Consider the following 20,519-nt stretch of genomic DNA (forward strand, 5'->3'; position numbering starts at 1 on the left):
ATGCCCAACCAGCTCCTGACCGTCGACGTGATCGCCCGCGAGGCAATCGCCACGCTGTACGAACAGACCGTCATGGCCTCGCTCGTACACCGCGACTACGAAGGCGACTTCACCGGCAACAGCGGCGACACCATCACCATCCGCAAGCCCGCCGTGTTCCAGGTGAACGAGTTCAACCGGCAGACCGGAATCGTCTTGCAGGAAGCGCGGGAGACCTCGGCCACGCTCACGCTCGACAAGATCCCCGACGTGTCGTTCGCGGTCACCTCCGAGGACTGGTCGCTGCGCATCTCGGACTTCTCCGAGCAGTTCCTACAGCCGGCAATGGAGGCGATCTCGCAGTACGCCGACCGGCTCGTGCTCGGGCTGCGCGCCGACATCACGCAGGCCGTCGAGTACGACCCCGCCGCCGCGAACGTGTCCAACGTGCTGCTGCGCGCCGGGCGCGTGCTCAACGACGCCAACGTGCCGATGGCCGATCGGCGCGCGGTCGAGAGCACCGCGCTAACGGAGCTGCTCCAGGCCGACCCGCTGTTCAGCCAGGCCGACCAGGTCGGCGACGACGGAACCGCGCTGCGTGAGGCGAGCATCGGCCGCAAGCGCGGGTTCAACAACGTAATGTCGCAGAACATCAAGGACGACGTCAGCGTCGCTTTCCGGCGCGAGGCGTTCGCGCTGGCAACCCGGACGCTGCCGCTGCCCCGAGGCATCGGCGCCGGACAGGGCGCGATCGTGAACTACAAGGGGTTCGGGCTGCGGGTGATCTACGGCTACGACATGGCCAAGAAGCAGGACATCGTCAGCATTGACTGCCTCATGGGCGTCAAGACGCTCGACCCCAAGCGCGCCGTGTTGATCAGGCGCAAGGCGGGCGCGTGATGGTGGCCTACCGCAACACCCGCACCGGCGAGGTGCACGAGCCCGAACCGGGTTCGTGGATGGCCGAGCGGCTCGCCTCCCTGCCGGACGTGTGGGAACCGTTCGAGACCGCCGAGACCGTCACCCCGGCGCGGCCGGTGAAGGGCGCGCGTAAAGCCGAGTGGGTCGAGTTCGCGATCGGCCGCGGCTACTCCCGCGCCGACGCCGAGAGCCTCTCGCGTGACGACCTGGCCCGGCTGTTCGACGACGAGGACGACGAGAGGTAGCCGCCGTGCGCGTCTACGCCACCACGGCCGAACTCGCCGCCTACGCCGGTGAACACGTGGTCGACGACGACTCGCCCCGACTGCTCGGCCGCGCGTCCGAACTGGTCGACTCCCTGCTCATCACCGCCATCTACGACACCGACGCGCAGGGCTACCCGGCCGACGAGCAGACCCGCGACGCGCTGCGCCGGGCAACGTGCGTCGTCGTCGAGTGGTGGCACGAGACCGGCGACCCGACCGGCGCCGGCGGACAGTTCACCGAGGCGCAGCTCGGCACCCTGCGACTCAAGCGCGCCGAGACCGCCTCGGCCCCGGAGATACCGCCGGGCGCCGTGCGCATCCTGGCAACCGCCGGACTGCTCGCGCACTCGCCACTCTCGCCCGACCACTGGGGACTGCTCGGCAAGCCGTGACCGCACCAGGGGAGGTGAACCCCGTGCAAATACCCGCCGTGCTGCTCCCGCACACGATCACCGTACGGCCCTACCTCGGCACCGGACCCTACGGCGACATACACGGCGACCCGGTCGTCATCCGGCGCACGTTCGTCGAGGACCGGCGCCGACTCGTCCGCTCAACCAGCGGCGAGGAAGTCGTCAGCGAGACCACCGTGCGCACTCGCCCGAGTGAACACATCCCGGTCGGCTCGCTGGTCACCGTCTGGGCAGGCACTCCGCAACAGCGCATCGCCCTCGTGATCACCACCAATCTGTTCGACCATCCATCGAGCTGGTCACATGTTGAACTGTCGCTGACGTAATCAATGACTGTCGTCAAGCTCGTCAATAGGCACCACGCCGTCGCGCCGATTGACGTGGAACCGCCTCCCGACAAGGTACGCCACTTCCCCACACCCCCGGCAAGGGTCTTCATGAACTATCGTCCCGGCAGGAATCGGAAGTCCTAGAGTTTGCCGAATAAGATCGGGATGCAACTCCGCCACATCTATGCCCGTGCCACCTTCGCGGCCGTGATGAAGCCAAGTAGCATATCGCCCCCTGACGGGCTTTAGGAGCCGTCCAGGACTGGGCGGGTTCGCCGAATTAGTCAAATACCGCACGACTTGATCGACTATCTGAACAGAAGCAATTCCATGCTTTCGAGCAAACTCGATCGCGCCGCTTTGAAACCCGGCCGTCGAGACCATGATCGCCTTTTGCGCCCCCACAGACTCTTTCTTTCCGTGAAGCTCCATCATGTCACCACGTTCAACCGGTCTCTTATGGCGCTTACACTCGAATAGACACACGAAGTCAAGATGTCCGAATCCGGTGAATCGGGCAGTCACGTCGAAGATGTACGAACCGTCATACCCTTCGATTTTTTCGAGGTGCTCCACTCTCAGGTTTCTCAGATCGCGCCCCAGTAGTTTCACCAGACGATAGACATACTTCTCGAACTCTTCCGGAGTTGGCCATGCAGTCAAAGGTGGCTCAAGGTGGAGCAGTGGCAATTCCTGCGAATCGTCGGCCCCGCCCATGACGCAAGCTCCATTCATCCGACCCCAGTACAGCACGCACGTGACAACATACCGGGAGGTGTGACATAGCGGTCGAAATCACCGGCAATGGGGCAATCCGCATCGAGTGGGACGGCGACCAGGCCGACCAGGCCGCCCGCCGGGGTGCCGCGCGTGGGCTCGGTTTGGGTGCCGAGCACGTGCGCGGGATGTCGGTCGACCGGGCACCGCTGGACACGGCGGCACTGCGCGACAGCGCGACCGCAAGCCACGATGCCGACTCGCTCACCGCCGCCGTCTCATACGACACCCCTTACGCCGCAAGGCAGCACGAGGAACTCGACTACCACCACCGCACCGGCGGGCCGAAGTTCCTAGAGTCTGCGCTCGCGTCCGAACGCGACGTCGTCGCCCGGCTGCTACAGGCGCAGATCAGGAAAGCGCTCGGGTCATGAGCTGGACGTCGACCCTTGTGCACGGGCTCGCCGTCTACCTCGCCGACGCCGGGGTCGCGCTCTATCGGCCGACCGGGGTCTACCGCGACGACGAGGTCGGCATCGTTGTCGGCATCGTGCCCGCCGCGCCGCCGAGCGTGCTCGTGCTCACCCCGTACCCGCTCGCCGACGACGTCGACCAGGCCGACAGCGTGCTCGGTCTACAGGTACGCGCCCGGTCAGCCGGACCCGACCCGCGCCCGGCGCTCGACCTGCTCGACGCCGTGTTCGACGAGCTGCACGGCGCGACTCACCTCGACCTCGGCGGCGCCCTGGTCCACCTCGCGCAACGCGCCGCGTCCGTGCCGCTCAGCCGCGACCGGTCGGGCCGTTACGAACACGCCGACACCTACCAACTCACAGCCCATCATCCGACACGACATCGAACTTAGGGATGCATTAAGTTCGCGTCATGCAGAGCGGACAAGTGCCTATCTGGGTACCGATCGTCGTCGGGATTATTGGCCTTGCAGGCGTCATTGCAGGACAACTTATCAACGCACGGCGTGAAGACATCCGATGGAAGCGGGAAAAGGAACGAGAAGACCTGCGGTGGCAGCGTGAAGTCGAGAAGGACCAAAAGGCACAAGAGCACGACTTCGACAAATACTGGCTAGACCGCAAGACGGATATTTACGTGAATCTGTTGCAGGCATCCGATGCTTGACAGAAGGGCGCGAGACTGGCTTCACTCCACACCGCCCCAGACGACTGGGGCCATGAGGGTTTCCTAGAGGCAGACGCTGCGCTCGAAAAGGCTGTCATCCTCGTCGAAATATACGGCTCCGAAGAACTGGTCAACCTCGCAACAGGACTACATGGCCTGCGACTCGATTGGTTCTTCGACCTCGTCGCAAAAGAAGTGATGCCGGTAGCAAATCGTCAACTCATGGAGCGACAGGTTACCGAACAGCACGAAAAGGCTCTGGCGCAGATCAGAAAAGAACTCCGACTTCAGTCATTCCCTGCCATCGCGTCTGCCAAGCAAAAATGAGAGGTAATGATGGCACTCAGGTCACTCCTAGCAAAAGACTGGGCATTGGAGGTGGACACCCGCGCAACAGGCGCCGCCACTCCCCCAGTGGACGCGCGTCAACGGATTGACCAGCTTCACCGAAACCACCGACGACAACACCGAGGACGACGGCGATTTCGACTCCGACGGCTGGGGTTCCACGGTCGTCACACAGCGCACGTGGTCGATCGAGGCCGAGGGCAAGCGCAAGCGCACCGATGCGCAGGCGTTCACCCCCGACCCCGGACAGGAGTCCATTCGCAAGGCCGGGCGCGTGGTGGGGTTCTCCGCCAACATCCGCGTGCGCTGGTACCGGCGCGACGGTTCCCCCGACGCCTACGAAGGGACCGCGACCGTGTCGGGGTTCACCAAGGGCGGCGCCGTGACTGACCTCGAACCGTTCAACTTCACGTTGAACGGGCAGGGCGCTCCGGTCGAGATTCCCAATCCATCGGTACAGCAGGATGCAACGAACACCTAACCGATAATCGCCCGACTACTCCACACCGCCCGCAACAGTCTCAATCGCATTAAGTATAAGACGTGGACAAACGTCCAAGGCGATATCTTGCGCGAATTCCAGCCGAGTGGCGTCGGCACTTTCGTCGACTGTTAGGTGACTAACCCAACTCGACGGTTCGTAGCGGGCCAGCATGGACAGCGCAAAGAGTACCGCCCACCAGGAAATTAGCGGATGCAGCGGACGACCGTTGCCTACCACAGCCGGGAACACCCATAGGTCATTCCTGTCCAGATACGGGTTTGTGATCCTGCGCTTAAGCGCTTTGACGTCTTGAGGCATACTCCACGCTCTTGTCAAAGCCATGCCCTCATGCGCCCGGTTCACACTCCCGATACCGTTATCCGGCTTTAGCGAGTCCCGCAAAGTCGGATAGTGGCCAAGGAAGGACACGACCCCTTCCTCCGTGTTCTCCAGCAGAGCAGGCAGCACTTTCGAACGAATGGCACCGTAGATCACCTCATCGCCCGCGCTCGGGGTGAATAGTTCAAGCAACAACGGCGGGTACCCCGGAGCAGATTTTTCGAGCGGATGCTGAGCCAACTCGGGTATGGTCTGCCATATCTCCCCAAGCGTGGTTCCATCTGGGACCGTCGAGGAATTCAAAGCTCGCGCGAGCGTTACAAAGCTTCCTTTTCGGGTATCCATGACTTCAAGGGCGGACAAGTCAGGACGATCGTCGAGGTTGACCTGCTTTATGCCGTGTCCAGCGAGCCGGGAATCGTCGTCGTTGAGGGAGTTTGCCGCCGCAGCGATAGCACGGCCCGCCTGACTGAGTCCATAGAAGAGCAGAATGGGCCGACTAGCCCAATCAACCCTAGATGCTGCGGCGAACAACTGTTCCGCCTGCTCCAGGGAAGCGCTGAAGACTTTTCGTCTTTCACCTTCGACGGCCAATCCTGGAGGGCTATGCCGCAGGCTTCTGATTTGCCTCCAAACGGCATCTAGCGGCGCCCGCGCCAAGGAGCCCCAGGTGGGAGCCCTACTGGCCATAAATCCGATCGGCGAGCCAGGTGTCATCATCCCGCCATCTTGTCATACGAAGTCCGATTAGCCAGTCAGTGACTTCGAGTCGGCATCCACATGTGATTCATTATTGGAGGGTCGCACATGTTTCGTGACCTATCAGAAGTTCTCGATGCTGGGCTCGCGCTTCCGATCTGGGGCAAGGTCTACACCGTGCCCCCGGTCGACGCCGAGACGGGTCTGAAGCTGCAACGGCTCGCCGAGGTCGCCGCGCAGGTCGCCGACGCCGCCGAGAACGGCGGGTCGCTCGACGGCATCGTGCTCGACGACGCCGCCGAGGTCGACCTCTACCGCGACGCGCTCGGCGCCGCGTACGACGAGATGGTCGCCGACCGGGTGCCGTGGCCGGCGTTGAAGATCGCCGGTGTCACGGCGTGGCTCGACGCCGCGATGTCGCGCGAGACGGCCGAGGCGTATTGGAACGCGGCCGGCTCCCCGGAAGCGTTGGCCGGGAATCGGGCGAGCCGTCGGGCGGCCCGATCGACCCGGCAACCGGACTCCGCGAGTGGTACGACCCGCACCCGCAAGGCAGCGCCGAAGGCGACGGCGAAGGCCACACGTGGACGGAAGTCCTAGAACGCTGGCAGCTCGTCGAGGCTGACCTGCACGAGGTTTACGGCGTCGACGTCGAGTCGGGCATTCTGCGCGCCCGGTCGTGGCGCTGGCTGCGTACCCGCATCGTCGGGTTGCTCTCGTGCGAGTCCCGTCTCGCCCGCGCCCTGGCCCCTCCCGAACGGCACCGGCCGCGCCACTGATCGGCGCCCGACCAGCACGCCGGGGGGTGGTCCCCCGTGGCGCTGACCATCGGCGAGTTGGTCGGGTACCTGCGCGTCGACACGTCGGCGTGGCGCCGCGGGCTCGGCGACGCGCGTGCCGCGCTCTCCCGGATCGCTCGGGATTCCGCGCGCGACTTGAAAGACCTCGCCGACCGCGTCGACTCGGCGGGTAGCAAGGCGGGCGCGTCGTTCCTGCGCCTGGCGATGTCGATCACCAACGTGGCGGGCGCCGCGTCGGCCGCGCAAGGTGTCGTGCGGATCGTCGCCGCGATGGGCGGCGCCCTGGCGCTGCTGCCCGCGATCGGCGCGGCCGTGGCGGTCGGCATGGTCGCGGCCAAGGTCGGTATGGCCGGGTTCGGTGACGCGCTCGCCGCGATCGACGACCCGGCGAAGTTCGCCGAGAGCCTCGAAAAGCTCTCCCCGGCGGCGCGTGAGACCGCGCTCGCCGTGCGGGATCTCGCGCCCGCGTGGAAGGGCGTTCAGCAGGCCACGCAAGACGCGTTGTTCGCCGGGGTCGCCGACGAGGTGCGCAAGCTGGGCGCCGGGTACCTGCCGGTGCTGAAAACCGGGTTGTCCGGAGTGGCGGGCGAGTTCAACGTCGCCGCGCGCGGTACCGCCGGGTTCCTGGCGCAGTCGCAGCAGGTGCAGACCGTCAGCGGCATTTTCGGGCAGGTCCGGGCGTCGATCGGCGCGGCGACCTCGGCGGTTCCGGCGCTGGTGTCGATCCTGCTCGACCTGGTCGCCGTCGGCTCGGAGTTCCTCCCGAACCTGTCGGGTGGGTTCGGCGACGCCGCACAGCGCGCGGCCGAGTTCGTGAGCGCGGCACGCGAGAGCGGGCAGCTACGCGAGTGGATCTCGTCGGGGCTGTCGACGCTGGGCGAGTTGGGCCAGGTGCTCGGCAACTTGTTCGCCATCGCGCGCAGCGTGTTCGGAGCGCTGGACACCGGGGGCGCGTCGCTGGTCGACACGCTGCTGCGCGTCACGGGCGGGGTGCGTGAGTTCCTCGAATCGTTCGAGGGGCAGCAGGCCCTAGCCTCTCTCGGCGAGCTGCTCGGCACCGTCTCGTCGGTCGTGACATCGGTTCTGCTGACCGCGCTACGCCAGCTCGCCCCCGTGGTCGTGGCGCTGGTGCCGAGCTTCTCGGAACTGGCGACGCAGCTCGGTTCGAGCCTGACCTCGGCCCTGCTCATGGCCGGTCCGCTCCTGTTGAACCTGGCCGGGTTCCTCTCGGCCAACATCGGTTGGCTAGGCCCGTTGGCGATCGGGCTCTACGCGGCTGCGCAGGCGTTCGGGGTGGTCTCGACGGCCGTGCGCGTGCTGAACGTGATCAGCGCCGCGAACCCCTGGGCGCTGATCATCGCCGCCACGATCACGCTCGTCACGTTGATCGTCACCAACTGGGACACAATCACCTCGACCGTCGGCGCCGCCTGGGATTGGCTCGTTTCGGCTGGTCAAGCGGCCTGGGACTGGATCGTCGGCGCGGTCCGGGGAGCGGCCGAGTTCCTCGTCGACCTGTTCCTCAACTGGTCGTTGCCCGGCTTGATCATCAAACACTGGGACTCGATCGTCTCGGGCGTGCGCACCGCGGTGCAGTGGGTGCTCGACGCCGTCGGATGGCTGGGCGAGCTGCCGGGGCGCGTCGGTGCCTGGTTTGTGCAGGTCAAGGATGCCGTGGTGGCCCGCTGGTCCGAGGCGGTCGACTGGGTACGCGGCGTGCCTGGGCGCATCCTCGACGCGCTCGGCGACCTCGGTCGGCTCCTGTACGACACCGGCGCGAACATCCTCCGAGGCTTGATCAACGGCTTTTCGTCGATGGCCGGCGCCATCCGCGACAAGCTGCTCGGCCTGGTCGAAGGTGCCTGGGACTCCGTACTCAGCTTCTTCGGCATCCGCTCGCCGTCGAGGCTGGCCGCCGAGGCGGGCGTGCACGTCGGCGAAGGGCTCGTCGTCGGTCTCGGCCGCATGTCCGGCGTGGTCGATCGGGCGTTCCTCGACATGGTCGCGCTGCCGCCCATCCCAAAGACCGTCATTCCGGCGCCGCGACTGGTCGCACCGTCCGGAACGGACTTTGCGGGCAGCCTCGCGCCGTTCGACCCGAACCGCGCCGGCGGGCCGGTCGTGCACGTGACCAACCACTACCCGCAGGCCGAACCGACCTCGACCACGGTCAACCGGTCGTTGCAGTACGCCGGAGCGCTGGGGGTGATCTAGTGGCGACCTACGCCGTCGACGGCGTGCCGTTGGATCACCCCGCCGGCTGCTGGAAACTCCTTGCAGCGACACAGGTCCGGCCGCTACCGGGTGCCCGTGCCGCGTTGGTGGCCGTGCCCGGTCGACCGGGCGAGCTGCCGCTCGTCGGCGCCGATGTCGAGGCGACCACGATCGGGCTCACCCTCGGCGTGACCGGCGTCGACCCCGACGGGCTCGACCAGGGCGCCGCCGGGCTCGACGCCAACCTCGCCGCCCTCTACGCACTGTTCGGGGTGCGGCACCGGCTGCTCGACGTCCGGTACACCCCGGCGCCCGGCGCCGCCGAGGTCGCGGCCGAGGCGACGGTCACGGCGGCTTCCGAACCGCAGGTGTGGATCGGCGCCGCCCGCGCCCGCCTGGCCGTGGTGCTGCGCATCCCCGGCGCGTTCTGGCGCGACGTCGCGCCGTCGACCTGGTCGACGACCACCCTCAGCGCACCCGTGCGCGTGACCACCCTCGACGGATCGAGCGCGCCCGTGCTCGACGCCGTGCTGCGCATCACCGGCCCCGTGACCGGGCTGCGGATCACCGACACCGTCACCGGCGGGTGGGTGTCCTATTCGGTCACGCTGCCCGCCGGGCGGGCGCTGCGTATCCACTGCGGACGGATGGACGCACACGAGGCCGCGTCGATCGCGTGGGACGGAACCGAAGCGAACGCAGCCGGCCGGATCGTCACCGGCGGACCCGGTTCGGGGTTCCGGTTCCTGGCGCTCACGCCGAAGTCGGTGACATCGGCCCACGACCGTGGTGTGCAGGTGCTCGTCGAGGGCACCGACACCACCGACGCGACGCTCGTCGAGCTGCGGGCAAGGAGGTCGTACCTGTGAGTTTCGACGTGCGGCTCGTCGCCCACGCCCCGAACGGCGACCGGCTCGGCATCCTGCCGACGCCGTTGTCGGTCGAGGTCGGCGTGCCGCTCGACGACGTCGCGTCGCTGCGGCTGTCCTACGCGCTCGGCGCACCCGGTGCCGAGCTGCTCGCCGCACCGGTCGAGGTCGCCGTCGAGACTTACGACCCCGACGCGGGCACCTGGTCGGAGATCGACGGAGGGCGGTTCCTGCGCATCAAACGCTCGGGCAACCTCACCGACCCGACCGGCGCCCGCGCGTTCGAGCTGCCCGCCTACTCGTGGTTGCTACGCAAAGCCCGGTTGTGGCCCTCGGCGCACGACAACGCCGAAGGGAAACGCCCGTTCCTGTCCGCGACCGCCGGTACGATCCTCGCGACGCTGCTCGTCGAGGCACGCGGGCGCGGCGCCCTACCGGGCGTGACGATCGACTTCACACCGGCCGCCGACAGCGCGCGTCAGCCGTGGGCGAAGGTGCTCACGATCTTCTACGAGCCCGGAATCGACGTACTCGCCGTGCTCGACAACCTCGCCGAGCAGGGCGTCGTCGACTGGACCATGTACGGGCGCACCCTGCGCGTGTTCAACGCCGACGCCACGCTCGCCCGCGATCTCACCACCGGCGACAACCCGGTCGACCTACGCCTCGGCCGCGACATCACCGACGCACCCGACACCGCCACATTGGAAGACGTCGCCTCGGCCGTCTACGTCAAGGGCGAAGGTCCGGCGCGGCTAGAACTGGTCAACCCCAACGCACCGGCGCCGTGGGGACGCTGGGAATCGTTCATCACCCAAGGCGGGGTGCGCGACGAGGGAACCATGCGGCTGTTGGCCGAGGCCGAACTCGACCGCACCGGCCGCGAACGGGTGCAGGTCACCCGCGCGCTCGCGTTCACCGCCGCGAAGTGGCTGCCCTTCCGCCACTACCGGCCCGGCGACTACGTGCTCGCCCCCGGCGACACCGGCGCCCTGGTGCCGCTGCGCGTCCGGCAGATCACCCTCACCCGCGACCAGACGGGCACGCTCGGCGGAAACCTCGTGCTCAACGACCGGTTCCTCGAACGCGAGATCAGGCTCGCCAAGCGCACCGCGGGCATCGTCGGAGGGTCGACCACCGACGGCGGTTCGGGCGCCCGCCCGGCACCGGACGGACCGGACCCGCGCGACCCCGCCGCACCGCAGGGATTGATCGTGTCCACCGCGGCCTATCTGGACTCCGACGGCGCCGCACGCGGACAGATCACCGCCACGTGGGGCACCGTCGACAAGGCCACCGACGGAACCGCCATCGAGGTCAGCCGATACGAGCTGTACCAACGGCCCAACGTCGTCGGGTTGCCGTGGTCGAAGCTCACCGAGACCACCCACCCGGACAACTCCGCGAGCAGCTCGCCATACGACGTCGGTACCGAATGGGCGTTCAAGGTCCGCGCGATCTCCCGCGCCGGCGTACTCGGCCCGTGGTCGGCGCCCTACGCGGTCACCATCGCCGCCGACGCCGAGGCGCCCCCGACCCCGTCGACACCGAACCTGTCGACCCGGCTCGGCACGATCCATGTCACGTGGGACGGGCGCGGCAGCGCGGGCGAGACCATGCCGAGCGACTTCTCCCACGTCGACGTGTGGATGCAGGCCACCGGGTCGACGCTGTGGTCGGAAACCTGGCCCGACGCCGCCCGGCTCGACCCGAACACGTGGTCGGTGCTGCACACCGCCGTCGCAGAATCGAACACCTACACCGTGACTGGCGGGCGGCTGACCATCACCGGCGGTTCCGACCTGCTCGCCACCCGCGACACCGGCACGACCGACTACACCGTCACCGCCCGCGACGTCTCCCCCGGAACCCAGTACCGCGCCGGGGTCTACGCCCGATACCTCCCCGGACCGGCGGCGACCTGGCCCTACGGCGAGCGCGCCGTCTACGTGCTCGCCCGCCGCAGCACGGGCGACCTCGGGCTCTACGTCGACGCCGCGACCAGCAAACGCAACACGCCGATTCCGCTGCCCGCCGGGCGGACCGTCGACGGGCTCACCCTCGGCCTGTCCGTCCTCGGCCGCACGGTGCAGGTGCTCGTCGACGGCGCGGTCGTGCACACCGACACGCTCACCGAGTCCGAGCACGCCGAACTCGTCGGCACCGCCGCCGGGGTCTACCTCGAATGGCCGTCCGCCACCGTCGGGCAGCTCACCGTCGACCCGCCCCCGGCGGGTGCGCCGAGCAGGGTCGGGCAGTTGGAAGGCGCCGGAACCCTCGTGGTCACCGACCAGCCGTACAACCAGGGCCGCCGGTTCCACTTCACCGCGGCCGACCGGTCCGGCAATACGTCGGGCGAGTCGACCTCGGCGACGATCAGCACCCGCCCACTCGTGCCGCCCGACCTGGTCGGACGCCCGATCTACGGCGACAAGATCGTCGCGAACAGCATCACCGCCGATCAGCTCGCCGTCGGCTCGGTCACCGCCTCGGCGATCCGGGCGAACGCAGTCACCGCCGACAAGCTCACCGCGACCGCGATCGACGGCAAGACCATCACCGGCGCCACGATCCGCACCTCGGCCACCAACCCGCGCGTGCAGCTCGACGCGAGCGGATTACAGGCGTGGAACAGCGCCAGCACGCGCACGGTGAACGTCTCAGCTAGCACCGGTGCGGCGGACATCGCCGGGACGCTGCGCACGGGGACCAGTGGTGTTCGTGCCGTGGTGACCGCGAACGCCTACGGCGCATACCCCGGTATCCACTTCCAAGGCATGTCCGGCTCGCCCGCGTTCGAGCCGACCGTGCACGGCCGTGAAGACGGCACCTTGTGGGCGTTCTCGGCCGAGACGACCGGCAACTCGTCGGGCCGAACCGACCTGATCATGCGCAAGGGCGGTGGGTGGTTCCTCGGGAAGCAGTTCGGCGACGTCAACACCTCTGCGTCACTGAACGCACCCGGCGACGGCAGGCTTTATATCGACGGTGTTCTGCCGCGAGGCATGTCGAGTACCCGAATGCTCGGTTTCGGCGTTACCCACGTCGGGCCGGGCTCTTTCTCTCTCCGTGTCGACTTCGGCGCGACGGTCACCGTCGGCGCACCGGTTCCGCATTGCACGATCGTCACGGGCGCACCGCAGGACGGCGTCACGTGGGGTGTGTCCCGCTGGGACAATCGCGGATTTCAATTCAACTGGTCGCGCGGCGCCGAGATCGACGTTCATTGGCTGATCGTCAGGAGTGCGTGACGTGGACATCGTGGTTATCGGTGCCGAGATCACCGACGAGCAGGGACTCGGTCCCTGTTACCGGATCGTGCAGCGCTCGCCGCAGGGAGTCGAGTTGTACGTGCTGCCGCGCTCGGCGGTCGCGGCCGACATGGAGATGTACGGAGTTGACGACCCGCTGCACGTGCTCGACTGGCGCCTGCACGGGTACCGCGGCGCCTCACCGCGCACGCCTCACGTCGAGCCGTCCCTGCCGCTGATCGCGCAGGTACAGCGGGCGCAAGCGTTCGCGGAGTACCGACGTCGAGCCGCGGTCGGCGCCGAGCACCCGCACGCGCTCGTCGAGGTCGACCTCGACCAGGTCGACGACGAGATCGACCGACTTCGGGCCGAGGCCCGACGGTTACGCGACGCCGAGGTCGCGCAGATCAAGGCGAACGCGCGCGTTGTCGACGACGACGGGCTCGCCGCGCTGCGCGCCCTGGTGCTCGCCGACGTCGAGAACATCGCCGCCGACCGACAGCGCTACCGGCAGCAGCTCGGCGAATCCCTGAACGTCTGACACCCATTCCCGCACAGCTCGATTACCGGGTTGATTCCGCGTGCCCTCGACACGGGCACGCGCCCGCGATTTTCGACCCACTGAGAGGACCGAATGAGCATGCCCGAAAACCCCGACACCGGCGACGTCGTCGACCCGTCAGCGGTCGACACGACGCGACCGGAAATCACCGACCCCATCCACCCCGACTACGTCGAACCGTTCATCGACGCGACCCCGACCAACCCGGAGGTCTGACCGATGGGCATCCACACCGGATACGAACCGGCGCGTTCCTGCACCGGCTCGGCCACCCCCGGCGCCCGCGCGCTCATGTCCTGGTTCCTCGGCGCCTACAGCGCACAGGGCGGTCGAAACCTCGGCATCTACAACTGTGCCGTGATCCCCGGCAGCACCTCGACCAGCCTGCACGGCGAGGGACGCGCGACCGACCTCGGCGTGCCCGTCGGCGCCGGATGGGCGCAGGTGCTCGCCGACCGGCTCGTCGCGCTCTCGGCCGAGCTTGGCGTGCAGTGCGTGATCTACAACCGCCGGATCTGGTCGGGCAGCTACCCCCACGCCGGATGGCGCCCCTACAACGGCACCCACCCGCACACCGACCACCTGCACGTCGAACTCTCGTGGAACTCCGCACGCACGCTCACCGCGCAGCGGGTGCAGCAGGTGCTCGGCGGCAACGGCGGAGGAACCCCCGCGCCGGCACCGACACCCACCCCCGGCGCCCGTCCGACCATCCGCCGCGGCTCCACCGGCGACGCCGTGCGCGAGGTTCAGCGCATCCTCAACGCCTGGTACCCCGGATTGGCACGGCTCGCCGTCGACGGCGATTTCGGCCCGGCGACCGAGGCACGCGTGAAGTACATGCAGAGCCGCGCCGGCCTGACCGTCGACGGCATCGTCGGCCCGAACACGTGGCGCCGACTGCTCGGCGGGTGACCAGCGTGCGCACCCTCACCGCCGCGCTCGCCCTGGTGCTCGTCGCGCTCGCCGCTCGCGCATGGGTCCGCCTCGGCCAGATCGAGGCCGAGCTGCGCGCGGCCGACCGAGAACTCGCCGAGCGCGACTAACGCGAATCGAACACGCGTTCGAGTTATCCCCAAGCTTGTCCCCAACTGTGGAGGAAACTGTGTCCGACCGTCTCGTCGCCTGGCTGCGCACCGTGGTTCCGGTCGCGTGGTCCGCGCTCGTCGCCTGGCTGATCAGCCTTGGCACACCCCCCTACCTCACCGACGCACTCGGCGGCGCCGCCGAGCTGCTCGTCGTGCCGATCCTGGTCGGCGTCGTCTACCCGCTCGCCCGCTCCGTCGAGGCCCGCCTACCGGACTGGTTGACGCGGGTTCTGCTCGGCTCGGCCAAGCCGCCCACCTACCCCGACACCCGCCCACCGAGCGAGTGACACGACGGCGCCCCCGCACCCTCGCCGGGGTGTGGGGGCGCCGCTGCGTTCTAGGTGACATTCACGCCGTGTCTACGAAGGCGACGCGAGATCAGCGCGTCAGGTGGTGACCGGCGTCAGCCGGGCGTCGGCCCACTCACGGGCGGCTGCCGCCATGCGCTGTTTCCACGGCTGGGGGTCGTGCTCGGCGATGTCCTGCCACATGCGGGCGCAGGCTCGCGCGAACACGTCGAGGGCACCCGCCGGGGCCGTGTGCCACGCTGGCACCCGCCGTGCCCAGCTCTCGGCCTGCTGCGCGGTGTGCCCCTCTGCCATCATGCGAATGACCAGGCAACACGGGTCGATCCACGCGGCGCCACGGGTAGGCCAAGCCCAGTCGATCAGCCGGGCGACCCCCTCGGATGTCACGAGCACGTTGTCGGGGTTGTAGTCGGTGTGCAGCAGCGCACCACCGTCGAGCAGCTCGACCTCGGCGGGGTCGTCGACGTAGGAAGCCCAACGCTTGGCCGCGAGCTTGACGCCGGGCACGTCCGGGCACGTCGTCGCGCCGAGAGCGCCGACGACGTCGAGTACGAGCGGCAAGTCGGGCGAACCGGGGCGATAGTCGGCGGCGCGTCCCTCGACGTACTCGAATCCCAGTACGTTCCACCCGTCGACGTCGTCGAGGTGCCACAGCACCGCCGGGGCGAGCGGTCGCACGTACGGGTTGATCGCTGCCTCGCGTTGCTGGGTGACCACGCTGGGGTGATCGGTGCGGATGCCCTTGATGAACACCCGTCCGCCCGCGGTATCCAGCACAGCGGCAAGGGCTGAGTTCAGCCCGTCGGACACCGTCCGCGCGCGGTGAACCGGGCCGGTCTGCGCCTCGACGGCGGCGCGGGTGGTCGCGGACAGGTCTTCCCAAGCGATGCGCTGTTGCATGAGTCCTCACGGATGCGACGGCGGTCGTACCGCCGGAAGGCTAGCGATACGGCAAGTGGGCCGAGCGTGTGCCACGCCCGGCCCACCGTCACCCGGTCACTCAGTAGGGGTTGTCATCCGACGCCGCGCAGTTACACCGCGCGTAGGCGCCGAGTTCCTCGACGTCGTCGACGAGCAGCACCGCATCGTCGGCGACAACCGACTCGGCCGGTGCCGCGTCGGCGGGGCGCTGGGTGAGTTCGAGCATCACAACGGACATGCGTTCACCTCCTTCCATGCTGGCAGTAGCGGGTCAGGGGGGCTTTGGCTTCCTGGTAGAGCTTGGCGAGCGGGCGGCAGGTGTAGCACTGTCCCGACAGCGCGCAGCCCGAACACCCGCCGGTGCGCAGCATGAGCGAGTCGGCGATGTCGCCGAGCCTGCGAAGTCCCTCGATCCCCTCGCCGATCAGCGACACGTTCGGGTCGCGCCCGACCTTGCAAATGCTCGCCATGCCGTGTGGATCAACGTGGAAGTGCGTGTGACCGGCGCCGCACCCGGTAAACGGCTTGCGCTCGCGTAGAAACTGCTCCGACTGCGACGGCAGGGTCTCGGCGCCGCTGTAGATCGTCGGCGAGATGTTCGAGAACACCGCGTGCGAGTCGCTGTAGCGCTCGGCGAGCGCACGCATGTCGTCGACCTCGTGCTCGTTGTGCCGGGTCACCACCAGGTTGAGGTTGATTGGCAGCCCTGCCTCGTGCGCCGCGCTCAACCCGCGCATGAACGCCTTGAACGACCCTCGGCGCCGGGTCAGACCGTCGTACGCGTCTTCGGTCGCGCCGTAGACACTCAACGTCAGCCGGTACGGGCGACGGGTGGTGAGCATGTCCAGAATGCGCGCGTCGTGCAGGCGCGAGCCGTTCGACGAAACCGAGACCATCATCCCGAAGTCCCACGCCAGCGTGTAGACGTCGGGAAACAGGCGGTCGATCGTCGGCTCGCCGCCGGTGAGCTGCAACCACAGAACACCGGCGTCACGAAGGATGTGCAAGAGGCGCTCACGGTTGTCCCAGTCGAGGCCCTCGAACCGTTTCAGGCCGAGGTAGCAGTGTTCACAGTCGTAATTGCATCCGAGGTTCAGCTCGTAGGAAGCGCGGCCGAACCCGTAGGCCGATGGCGAGCGAACGAGCACGGTCGCGGCGAGCGACTTGCCGGCGACGTCCAGCCCCCAACGTTGCCGGGCAGCATCAGCTAACCAGGGCGGGCAGCCCGCTGTTGAGTCCTCGGCGCGGCCGAGCAACTCGGCGAACTTGGCGCGGCCGATCTTCACCGCCTGTCGGTGATCCGGCCTCAAGATGAGGTAGTCCGCGAGGAACGGACTAGCGATGAGCGTATGCAACGACGTCTCCCCTTCTTAGTCGTTCTACGAGCGCACCCGAAATGTGCTCATGCCGCCTTGGCGAAAACGGGTGGTCGCGCGGTTGTCTTGGACCGAACGCCCATGCGCCCGATTGAGCGCAGGGAGTCACGGCGAGCGTGGGCGTGCATCACGTAGGGACGGACGAGCCGGGGTAGGCCGTCGTCCATGTCAAGCGTGTCGAGGTCCGACCACACTCGGCCGGATTCGAGGCTGACAGGGGTTCGCTTGTTTGGGATGTTGCGTGGTCTGATGGGCGGACGGTTTGACGGCCGTGGCACTGGAACCGTAGGTCGCGTGCCGTTGCGGTCGCTGTGCTGCTCGCAGGACGGGCGCACGTAGTAATACGCGACCGCTGAAATGATCAGCAGTGCGATTCCGAGCCCGGTTAACAGGAAAGGAAGGTTGGGAGTCACGGGAACCTCGTTACGAAACCATAGAAAGGGCAGAGGGAAGCGGCAGGGGAGACCGCCCGGTTTCCGGCGCGCTTAGACGGCTCGGGGCTCGAACCTGTCGCGTCGGGGCTCCTCGTTCACCGGGAGCGGGAAGGCCAAGCAGGTCCGCGACGACCTCGACCAGGTCGCCACCGTCACGGCTTTTCCACCCGATGTTGTCGGGGTCAAAAAGGCTGTACTTTTCACCGTCCGCGTTGGCACGGATAGCTGTGACGTCATCCTCGGCCCGGACGTGTACGACGTCGATAAATGGCGCTTCCCATGCGAAGGTGTAGAGCAAGGTGAACGGGATTTCCACACCGTTGACCGTGTAGCCGGGCGCGTTCGCCATCCGGAAGCCGCGAGCGACCAGGGCACGCAGAGCGTCGTCGGCGCTGTTCACTGGACACCGTTCTCGAACGATGCGCGGTCGCCCTCGGCCGCGCTGCCTGGCTGCGTCGTGCGCGCCAGCCGCAGCAACTCGTCAACCGCCTCGGCGAACGACACGACCTCGGCACGCCGCGAAATCGTCGGATTGAACGGCTGCGACCAATCACGCGACATCGGCAGGCGAGCACTGAGTGCGTAGTCGTCGCCGTAGGCGCACACGACCGCTACATGACCTTGCCGCTGCTGAACGAACAGCAGGCCGGAGTCGAACCCGTTGCTGTCGAAACTCGGGAGTACGAGAAACCCCGCAGCCCGCAGGCGCGCGATGACCGGGTGCTCGCTCATCGGTCGACCCGCCCGCCGAACCTGGCCCACTGGGCGAACTCCCACCAGTCGTAGAGGTGGGACGCGAGCCGACCGAGCACGCACAGACCCGTCACCACTACGGCGACGATCTCGCCGGGCGTCGTCTCCACTGTGACCCTCCTGTCCCTCGCAGTGCTGGGGTGCGGGACCGGTGACCGGTCGGGGGTCACGACCACCGGCCCCGCCGTGCCACTGTCCCCAACCGCCGCGCCTCACACAAGCAATCCGAGCAATTCTTGCGCACACTTACGCCGATCGGAGTACAAGTAACTACCGACCGTGATCCAACCTGCCGCGTAGTTGACCAGCGCAGACGTTGACGTGTGCGAGAGTTGCGCCGAAGATTGCTCGAAGTTCGCCAAGTTCAGGAGGGGATATGCGCTTGACGTTCCTCGGTACGACCAGCAACAGCGGGTCGTGCCCCAACCTGTACGCCACCGACCGCGGCACCTACGTCGTGCAGGGTTGGAAGGTCACCGATCCGGAAGCGCTGGCAGCGCTGCACGAGCGTGGCCTGCCCGACCACGAGACAGCCGTCGAGATCCCGGCGGCACTGTTGGGCTTCGCTCCACAGGGATCGTGATGCCGGACCTGGTCCGCCGCGAAGGCTTCGCCGAGCTGTTCCGCCGCTTCTCCCGCTCGGCTTGGCGCTGGGAGGCTCAAGGCACGTACCGGCAGCCCGACGAAAAAGAGCCGTGGCAACGCTGGCGTGACGGGGTTGAGGTCGCGACTGATCTCGACTGGTTGCGCCCCTGGCTGGACGAAGTTCGAGCAGCGACCAGCGCGGGCAAGCGGTTCGAGCGGGTACGGCTGATGACCGAGCCCCCGACCGAGTACCTGCGATGGCAGATGGAGGTCACACCGGCGAACATCCAAGCCGGCGAGGACATCCGCATTCTTGCGGCAGGGGAAGCGGAAGCGCTCAACCTGCCAGATCACGACTTCTGGCTGTTCGACGACGAGCGGGTCGCCGTGCTGTACTTCAGCTCGGATGACTTGGAAGGGGCCGAGATCATCACGAACCCCGCTACGGTGGCGCGATACCGGTCATGGCGCGAGGTTGCATGGCAACATGCGGTCGCGTTCGAGGACTACGTCAAGCCATAGCCCCAAGAGGAGCCCGTGAGCACGCCCGACAAGCGCCGTCTTGAATTTGCCGACGAGCTTCGGCGCCTTCGCGTGGAAGCCGGCATGTCCGGCAAGGAACTCGCGGGCAAGGTCCGTTGGCACCCGTCGAAGGTGTCGAAGATCGAGAACGGCAAGCAGGACCCTACCGACTCCGATGTCTCGACGTGGCTGGATGCCGTCGAGGCACCGGAGTCGGTAGTGCATCGCATGCGGGACGATCTCCGCGAAATCCGTATCGCGTCGAGCACCTGGAAACGGCAACTACGCACCGGGCACAGCAGACGGCAGGAGTACAGCCGACAGATCGAGGGCGCCGCATCCACGATCCGCGTCTTCGAACTTATCGTCATTCCCGGTCTGGTACAGACGGCAGAGTATGCGCGACACGTGCTCATCAGTGCGGCCGAGTTTCAGGAAACACCCCGCGATACCGACGAGGCCGTGCGTATCCGACTTGAACGTCAACACGCACTCTACGACAGCGCCAAGAACATAGAGTTGCTGATCGCCGAGTCGGCTTTGCAGTACTTCGTCTGCCCACCCGAGGCGATGGTCGCGCAGATTGACCGCTTGATCGCGATTTGCAATCTGCCGACTGTGCGCTTCGGCATCATTCCCGCGTACAGCCGCCTTCCCACCGTTCCTACAAACGGGTTCTGGATCGTTGGAAACACTGTCCTGATCGAGACCGTCGACACCGAAATAAACACCGACGCACCGTCGGACTTGGCCACATATCACAAGCTCGCAGACATGTTGTGGTCTGTGGCAGTCGAAGGTGATGGCGCGCGACGAATCCTCGTCGAGTGCTCGACCGCCATTACACAGAGGCATAACCTCAACAGAAGCACCAGCAGCGCAGACTAGGAAACCGATGGAAAACGTACAGTGGCGGAAGTCGAGCCGCAGCGTGGGAAACCCTGAGCAGTGCGTCGAAGTCGCACACTTCGCTGACGCGGTCGCCGTTCGCGACAGCAAGAAGCCGGACGGTCCCATGCTGAGGTTCGAGCCTGCACGGTTCGGGGCGTTCCTCGGGAGCGTCCAGCTCAACGGCTAGCCCGGATCTTTCGTGTGGGTGACGGCCTGGCTTGAGACCGTGACCAGTGACTGTTGCGGGTCCTCCTTTCGGTGTTCGGCATGGTCGAGGTGGCCCGTTGTCGGCCGGGTGCCGGCGGGTTCC

At 67.2% G+C, this 20,519-nt stretch carries 28 protein-coding genes and 1 pseudogene; 21 read left to right on the top strand and 8 right to left on the bottom strand.

What is annotated here, in order from left to right; all coding sequences use genetic code 11:
* From FM051_RS42810 to FM051_RS42825, 4 genes are read left to right on the top strand one after another with little or no spacing between them, the layout of a single operon-like run.
* Window positions 1-879: a major capsid protein gene (locus FM051_RS42810; protein WP_158852825.1), complete on the top strand. Its 879-nt coding sequence runs from the start codon at window positions 1-3 to the stop codon at window positions 877-879.
* Window positions 876-1,145 (top strand): hypothetical protein, encoded by a 270-nt coding sequence (locus tag FM051_RS42815; RefSeq protein WP_158852826.1) that lies wholly within the window; start codon window positions 876-878, stop codon window positions 1,143-1,145. Before FM051_RS42810 ends, FM051_RS42815 begins: the two co-directional genes overlap by 4 nt.
* Before the next feature lie 5 nt (window positions 1,146-1,150).
* Window positions 1,151-1,558 (top strand): hypothetical protein, encoded by a 408-nt coding sequence (locus FM051_RS42820; protein ID WP_158852827.1) that lies wholly within the window; start codon window positions 1,151-1,153, stop codon window positions 1,556-1,558.
* Window positions 1,559-1,572: 14 nt separating this feature from the next.
* Window positions 1,573-1,905 carry a hypothetical protein gene (locus FM051_RS42825; protein ID WP_158852828.1) on the top strand — a complete coding sequence of 111 codons (333 nt, stop codon included), beginning with the start codon at window positions 1,573-1,575 and terminating at the stop codon, window positions 1,903-1,905.
* Here FM051_RS42825 and FM051_RS42830 read toward each other — a convergent pair whose 3' ends face one another.
* On the bottom strand, window positions 1,906-2,625 hold the full coding sequence (locus FM051_RS42830) for a restriction endonuclease (protein WP_158852829.1): 720 nt from the start codon (window positions 2,623-2,625) through the stop codon (window positions 1,906-1,908). It abuts the gene before it with no gap.
* 188 nt (window positions 2,626-2,813) lie between these two features.
* Here FM051_RS42830 and FM051_RS42835 point away from each other — a divergent pair, with 188 nt between their 5' ends.
* The 4 genes and pseudogenes from FM051_RS42835 to FM051_RS42850 form a co-directional block, all read left to right on the top strand.
* Window positions 2,814-3,059: a hypothetical protein gene (locus tag FM051_RS42835; RefSeq protein ID WP_202919338.1), complete on the top strand. Its 246-nt coding sequence runs from the start codon at window positions 2,814-2,816 to the stop codon at window positions 3,057-3,059.
* Complete coding sequence (locus FM051_RS42840) at window positions 3,056-3,490, top strand: minor capsid protein (RefSeq protein ID WP_158852830.1); 435 nt, start codon at window positions 3,056-3,058, stop codon at window positions 3,488-3,490. The genes FM051_RS42835 and FM051_RS42840 overlap by 4 nt, the downstream gene beginning before the upstream one ends.
* A gap of 20 nt (window positions 3,491-3,510) precedes the next feature.
* A complete protein-coding gene (locus FM051_RS42845; RefSeq protein WP_158852831.1) occupies window positions 3,511-3,765 on the top strand; it encodes a hypothetical protein in 255 nt (84 codons plus the stop codon).
* 397 nt (window positions 3,766-4,162) lie between these two features.
* Window positions 4,163-4,594 (top strand): annotated as a pseudogene (locus FM051_RS42850) (phage tail tube protein); the annotation flags it as partial.
* A gap of 15 nt (window positions 4,595-4,609) precedes the next feature.
* Here FM051_RS42850 and FM051_RS42855 read toward each other — a convergent pair.
* Complete coding sequence (locus FM051_RS42855; protein ID WP_158852833.1) at window positions 4,610-5,530, bottom strand: YaaC family protein; 921 nt, start codon at window positions 5,528-5,530, stop codon at window positions 4,610-4,612.
* A 213-nt stretch (window positions 5,531-5,743) separates the two neighbouring features.
* On the opposite strand from FM051_RS42855, the gene FM051_RS42860 reads away from it, so the two are divergent.
* The 9 genes from FM051_RS42860 to FM051_RS42895 all read left to right on the top strand — a co-directional run bounded on the left by FM051_RS42860 (window position 5,744) and on the right by FM051_RS42895 (window position 14,706).
* Window positions 5,744-6,235, top strand: coding sequence for a DUF7426 family protein (locus tag FM051_RS42860; RefSeq protein ID WP_420803659.1), 492 nt, complete (start codon window positions 5,744-5,746; stop codon window positions 6,233-6,235).
* A gap of 215 nt (window positions 6,236-6,450) precedes the next feature.
* Entirely contained in the window at window positions 6,451-8,649 is a 2,199-nt protein-coding gene (locus FM051_RS42865; protein WP_158852835.1) for a phage tail protein, read from the top strand.
* Entirely contained in the window at window positions 8,649-9,518 is an 870-nt protein-coding gene (locus FM051_RS42870; RefSeq protein ID WP_158852836.1) for a hypothetical protein, read from the top strand. The genes FM051_RS42865 and FM051_RS42870 overlap by 1 nt, the downstream gene beginning before the upstream one ends.
* On the top strand, window positions 9,515-12,769 hold the full coding sequence (locus tag FM051_RS42875) for a hypothetical protein (RefSeq protein ID WP_158852837.1): 3,255 nt from the start codon (window positions 9,515-9,517) through the stop codon (window positions 12,767-12,769). Before FM051_RS42870 ends, FM051_RS42875 begins: the two co-directional genes overlap by 4 nt.
* Window position 12,770: 1 nt before the next feature.
* Complete coding sequence (locus FM051_RS42880; RefSeq protein WP_158852838.1) at window positions 12,771-13,310, top strand: hypothetical protein; 540 nt, start codon at window positions 12,771-12,773, stop codon at window positions 13,308-13,310.
* A 93-nt stretch (window positions 13,311-13,403) separates the two neighbouring features.
* Window positions 13,404-13,547 carry a hypothetical protein gene (locus FM051_RS42885; protein ID WP_158852839.1) on the top strand — a complete coding sequence of 48 codons (144 nt, stop codon included), beginning with the start codon at window positions 13,404-13,406 and terminating at the stop codon, window positions 13,545-13,547.
* Between the two features lie 3 nt (window positions 13,548-13,550).
* Window positions 13,551-14,246 carry a peptidoglycan-binding domain-containing protein gene (locus tag FM051_RS42890; protein WP_202919339.1) on the top strand — a complete coding sequence of 232 codons (696 nt, stop codon included), beginning with the start codon at window positions 13,551-13,553 and terminating at the stop codon, window positions 14,244-14,246.
* A gap of 5 nt (window positions 14,247-14,251) precedes the next feature.
* Window positions 14,252-14,377: a hypothetical protein gene (locus tag FM051_RS53435; protein ID WP_274383873.1), complete on the top strand. Its 126-nt coding sequence runs from the start codon at window positions 14,252-14,254 to the stop codon at window positions 14,375-14,377.
* A gap of 59 nt (window positions 14,378-14,436) precedes the next feature.
* Complete coding sequence (locus FM051_RS42895; protein WP_158852840.1) at window positions 14,437-14,706, top strand: hypothetical protein; 270 nt, start codon at window positions 14,437-14,439, stop codon at window positions 14,704-14,706.
* Between the two features lie 99 nt (window positions 14,707-14,805).
* Here FM051_RS42895 and FM051_RS42900 read toward each other — a convergent pair whose 3' ends face one another.
* The 6 genes from FM051_RS42900 to FM051_RS53440 all read right to left on the bottom strand — a co-directional run bounded on the left by FM051_RS42900 (window position 14,806) and on the right by FM051_RS53440 (window position 18,321).
* Entirely contained in the window at window positions 14,806-15,627 is an 822-nt protein-coding gene (locus FM051_RS42900) for a phosphotransferase family protein (RefSeq protein WP_158852841.1), read from the bottom strand.
* Between the two features lie 100 nt (window positions 15,628-15,727).
* Window positions 15,728-15,886 (bottom strand): hypothetical protein, encoded by a 159-nt coding sequence (locus FM051_RS42905; RefSeq protein WP_158852842.1) that lies wholly within the window; start codon window positions 15,884-15,886, stop codon window positions 15,728-15,730.
* A 4-nt stretch (window positions 15,887-15,890) separates the two neighbouring features.
* Entirely contained in the window at window positions 15,891-17,003 is a 1,113-nt protein-coding gene (locus tag FM051_RS42910) for a radical SAM protein (protein ID WP_158852843.1), read from the bottom strand.
* 444 nt (window positions 17,004-17,447) lie between these two features.
* Window positions 17,448-17,858, bottom strand: coding sequence for a hypothetical protein (locus FM051_RS42915; RefSeq protein WP_158852844.1), 411 nt, complete (start codon window positions 17,856-17,858; stop codon window positions 17,448-17,450).
* Complete coding sequence (locus FM051_RS42920) at window positions 17,855-18,190, bottom strand: hypothetical protein (protein ID WP_158852845.1); 336 nt, start codon at window positions 18,188-18,190, stop codon at window positions 17,855-17,857. The genes FM051_RS42915 and FM051_RS42920 overlap by 4 nt, the downstream gene beginning before the upstream one ends.
* On the bottom strand, window positions 18,187-18,321 hold the full coding sequence (locus FM051_RS53440) for a hypothetical protein (protein ID WP_274383874.1): 135 nt from the start codon (window positions 18,319-18,321) through the stop codon (window positions 18,187-18,189). Before FM051_RS53440 ends, FM051_RS42920 begins: the two co-directional genes overlap by 4 nt.
* Before the next feature lie 266 nt (window positions 18,322-18,587).
* Here FM051_RS53440 and FM051_RS42925 point away from each other — a divergent pair, with 266 nt between their 5' ends.
* Genes FM051_RS42925 through FM051_RS42940 form a run of 4 tightly spaced genes read left to right on the top strand, consistent with a single transcriptional unit; the run spans window position 18,588 to window position 20,396 of the window.
* Window positions 18,588-18,794 carry a hypothetical protein gene (locus tag FM051_RS42925; protein WP_158852846.1) on the top strand — a complete coding sequence of 69 codons (207 nt, stop codon included), beginning with the start codon at window positions 18,588-18,590 and terminating at the stop codon, window positions 18,792-18,794.
* Complete coding sequence (locus FM051_RS42930; RefSeq protein WP_158852847.1) at window positions 18,794-19,318, top strand: DUF6879 family protein; 525 nt, start codon at window positions 18,794-18,796, stop codon at window positions 19,316-19,318. The genes FM051_RS42925 and FM051_RS42930 overlap by 1 nt, the downstream gene beginning before the upstream one ends.
* Before the next feature lie 15 nt (window positions 19,319-19,333).
* Window positions 19,334-20,206: a helix-turn-helix domain-containing protein gene (locus FM051_RS42935; RefSeq protein WP_158852848.1), complete on the top strand. Its 873-nt coding sequence runs from the start codon at window positions 19,334-19,336 to the stop codon at window positions 20,204-20,206.
* Between the two features lie 7 nt (window positions 20,207-20,213).
* Complete coding sequence (locus FM051_RS42940; RefSeq protein WP_158852849.1) at window positions 20,214-20,396, top strand: DUF397 domain-containing protein; 183 nt, start codon at window positions 20,214-20,216, stop codon at window positions 20,394-20,396.
* The last annotated feature ends 123 nt before the right edge of the window (window positions 20,397-20,519 follow it).

This window comes from Saccharothrix deserti (genome assembly GCF_009769385.1).
GTDB lineage: Bacteria > Actinomycetota > Actinomycetes > Mycobacteriales > Pseudonocardiaceae > Actinosynnema > Actinosynnema deserti.

Coding starts and splice junctions, on each gene's coding strand:
- FM051_RS42900 (WP_158852841.1), bottom strand. CDS start 15,627: ATGCAACAGCGCATCGCTTGGGAAGACCTGTCCGCGACCACCCGCGCC.
- FM051_RS42930 (WP_158852847.1), top strand. CDS start 18,794: ATGCCGGACCTGGTCCGCCGCGAAGGCTTCGCCGAGCTGTTCCGCCGC.
- FM051_RS42940 (WP_158852849.1), top strand. CDS start 20,214: ATGGAAAACGTACAGTGGCGGAAGTCGAGCCGCAGCGTGGGAAACCCT.
- FM051_RS42925 (WP_158852846.1), top strand. CDS start 18,588: ATGCGCTTGACGTTCCTCGGTACGACCAGCAACAGCGGGTCGTGCCCC.
- FM051_RS42810 (WP_158852825.1), top strand. CDS start 1: ATGCCCAACCAGCTCCTGACCGTCGACGTGATCGCCCGCGAGGCAATC.
- FM051_RS42890 (WP_202919339.1), top strand. CDS start 13,551: ATGGGCATCCACACCGGATACGAACCGGCGCGTTCCTGCACCGGCTCG.
- FM051_RS42920 (WP_158852845.1), bottom strand. CDS start 18,190: ATGAGCGAGCACCCGGTCATCGCGCGCCTGCGGGCTGCGGGGTTTCTC.
- FM051_RS42840 (WP_158852830.1), top strand. CDS start 3,056: ATGAGCTGGACGTCGACCCTTGTGCACGGGCTCGCCGTCTACCTCGCC.
- FM051_RS42830 (WP_158852829.1), bottom strand. CDS start 2,625: ATGGGCGGGGCCGACGATTCGCAGGAATTGCCACTGCTCCACCTTGAG.
- FM051_RS42905 (WP_158852842.1), bottom strand. CDS start 15,886: ATGTCCGTTGTGATGCTCGAACTCACCCAGCGCCCCGCCGACGCGGCA.
- FM051_RS42860 (WP_420803659.1), top strand. CDS start 5,744: ATGTTTCGTGACCTATCAGAAGTTCTCGATGCTGGGCTCGCGCTTCCG.
- FM051_RS42845 (WP_158852831.1), top strand. CDS start 3,511: ATGCAGAGCGGACAAGTGCCTATCTGGGTACCGATCGTCGTCGGGATT.
- FM051_RS42885 (WP_158852839.1), top strand. CDS start 13,404: ATGAGCATGCCCGAAAACCCCGACACCGGCGACGTCGTCGACCCGTCA.
- FM051_RS42835 (WP_202919338.1), top strand. CDS start 2,814: ATGTCGGTCGACCGGGCACCGCTGGACACGGCGGCACTGCGCGACAGC.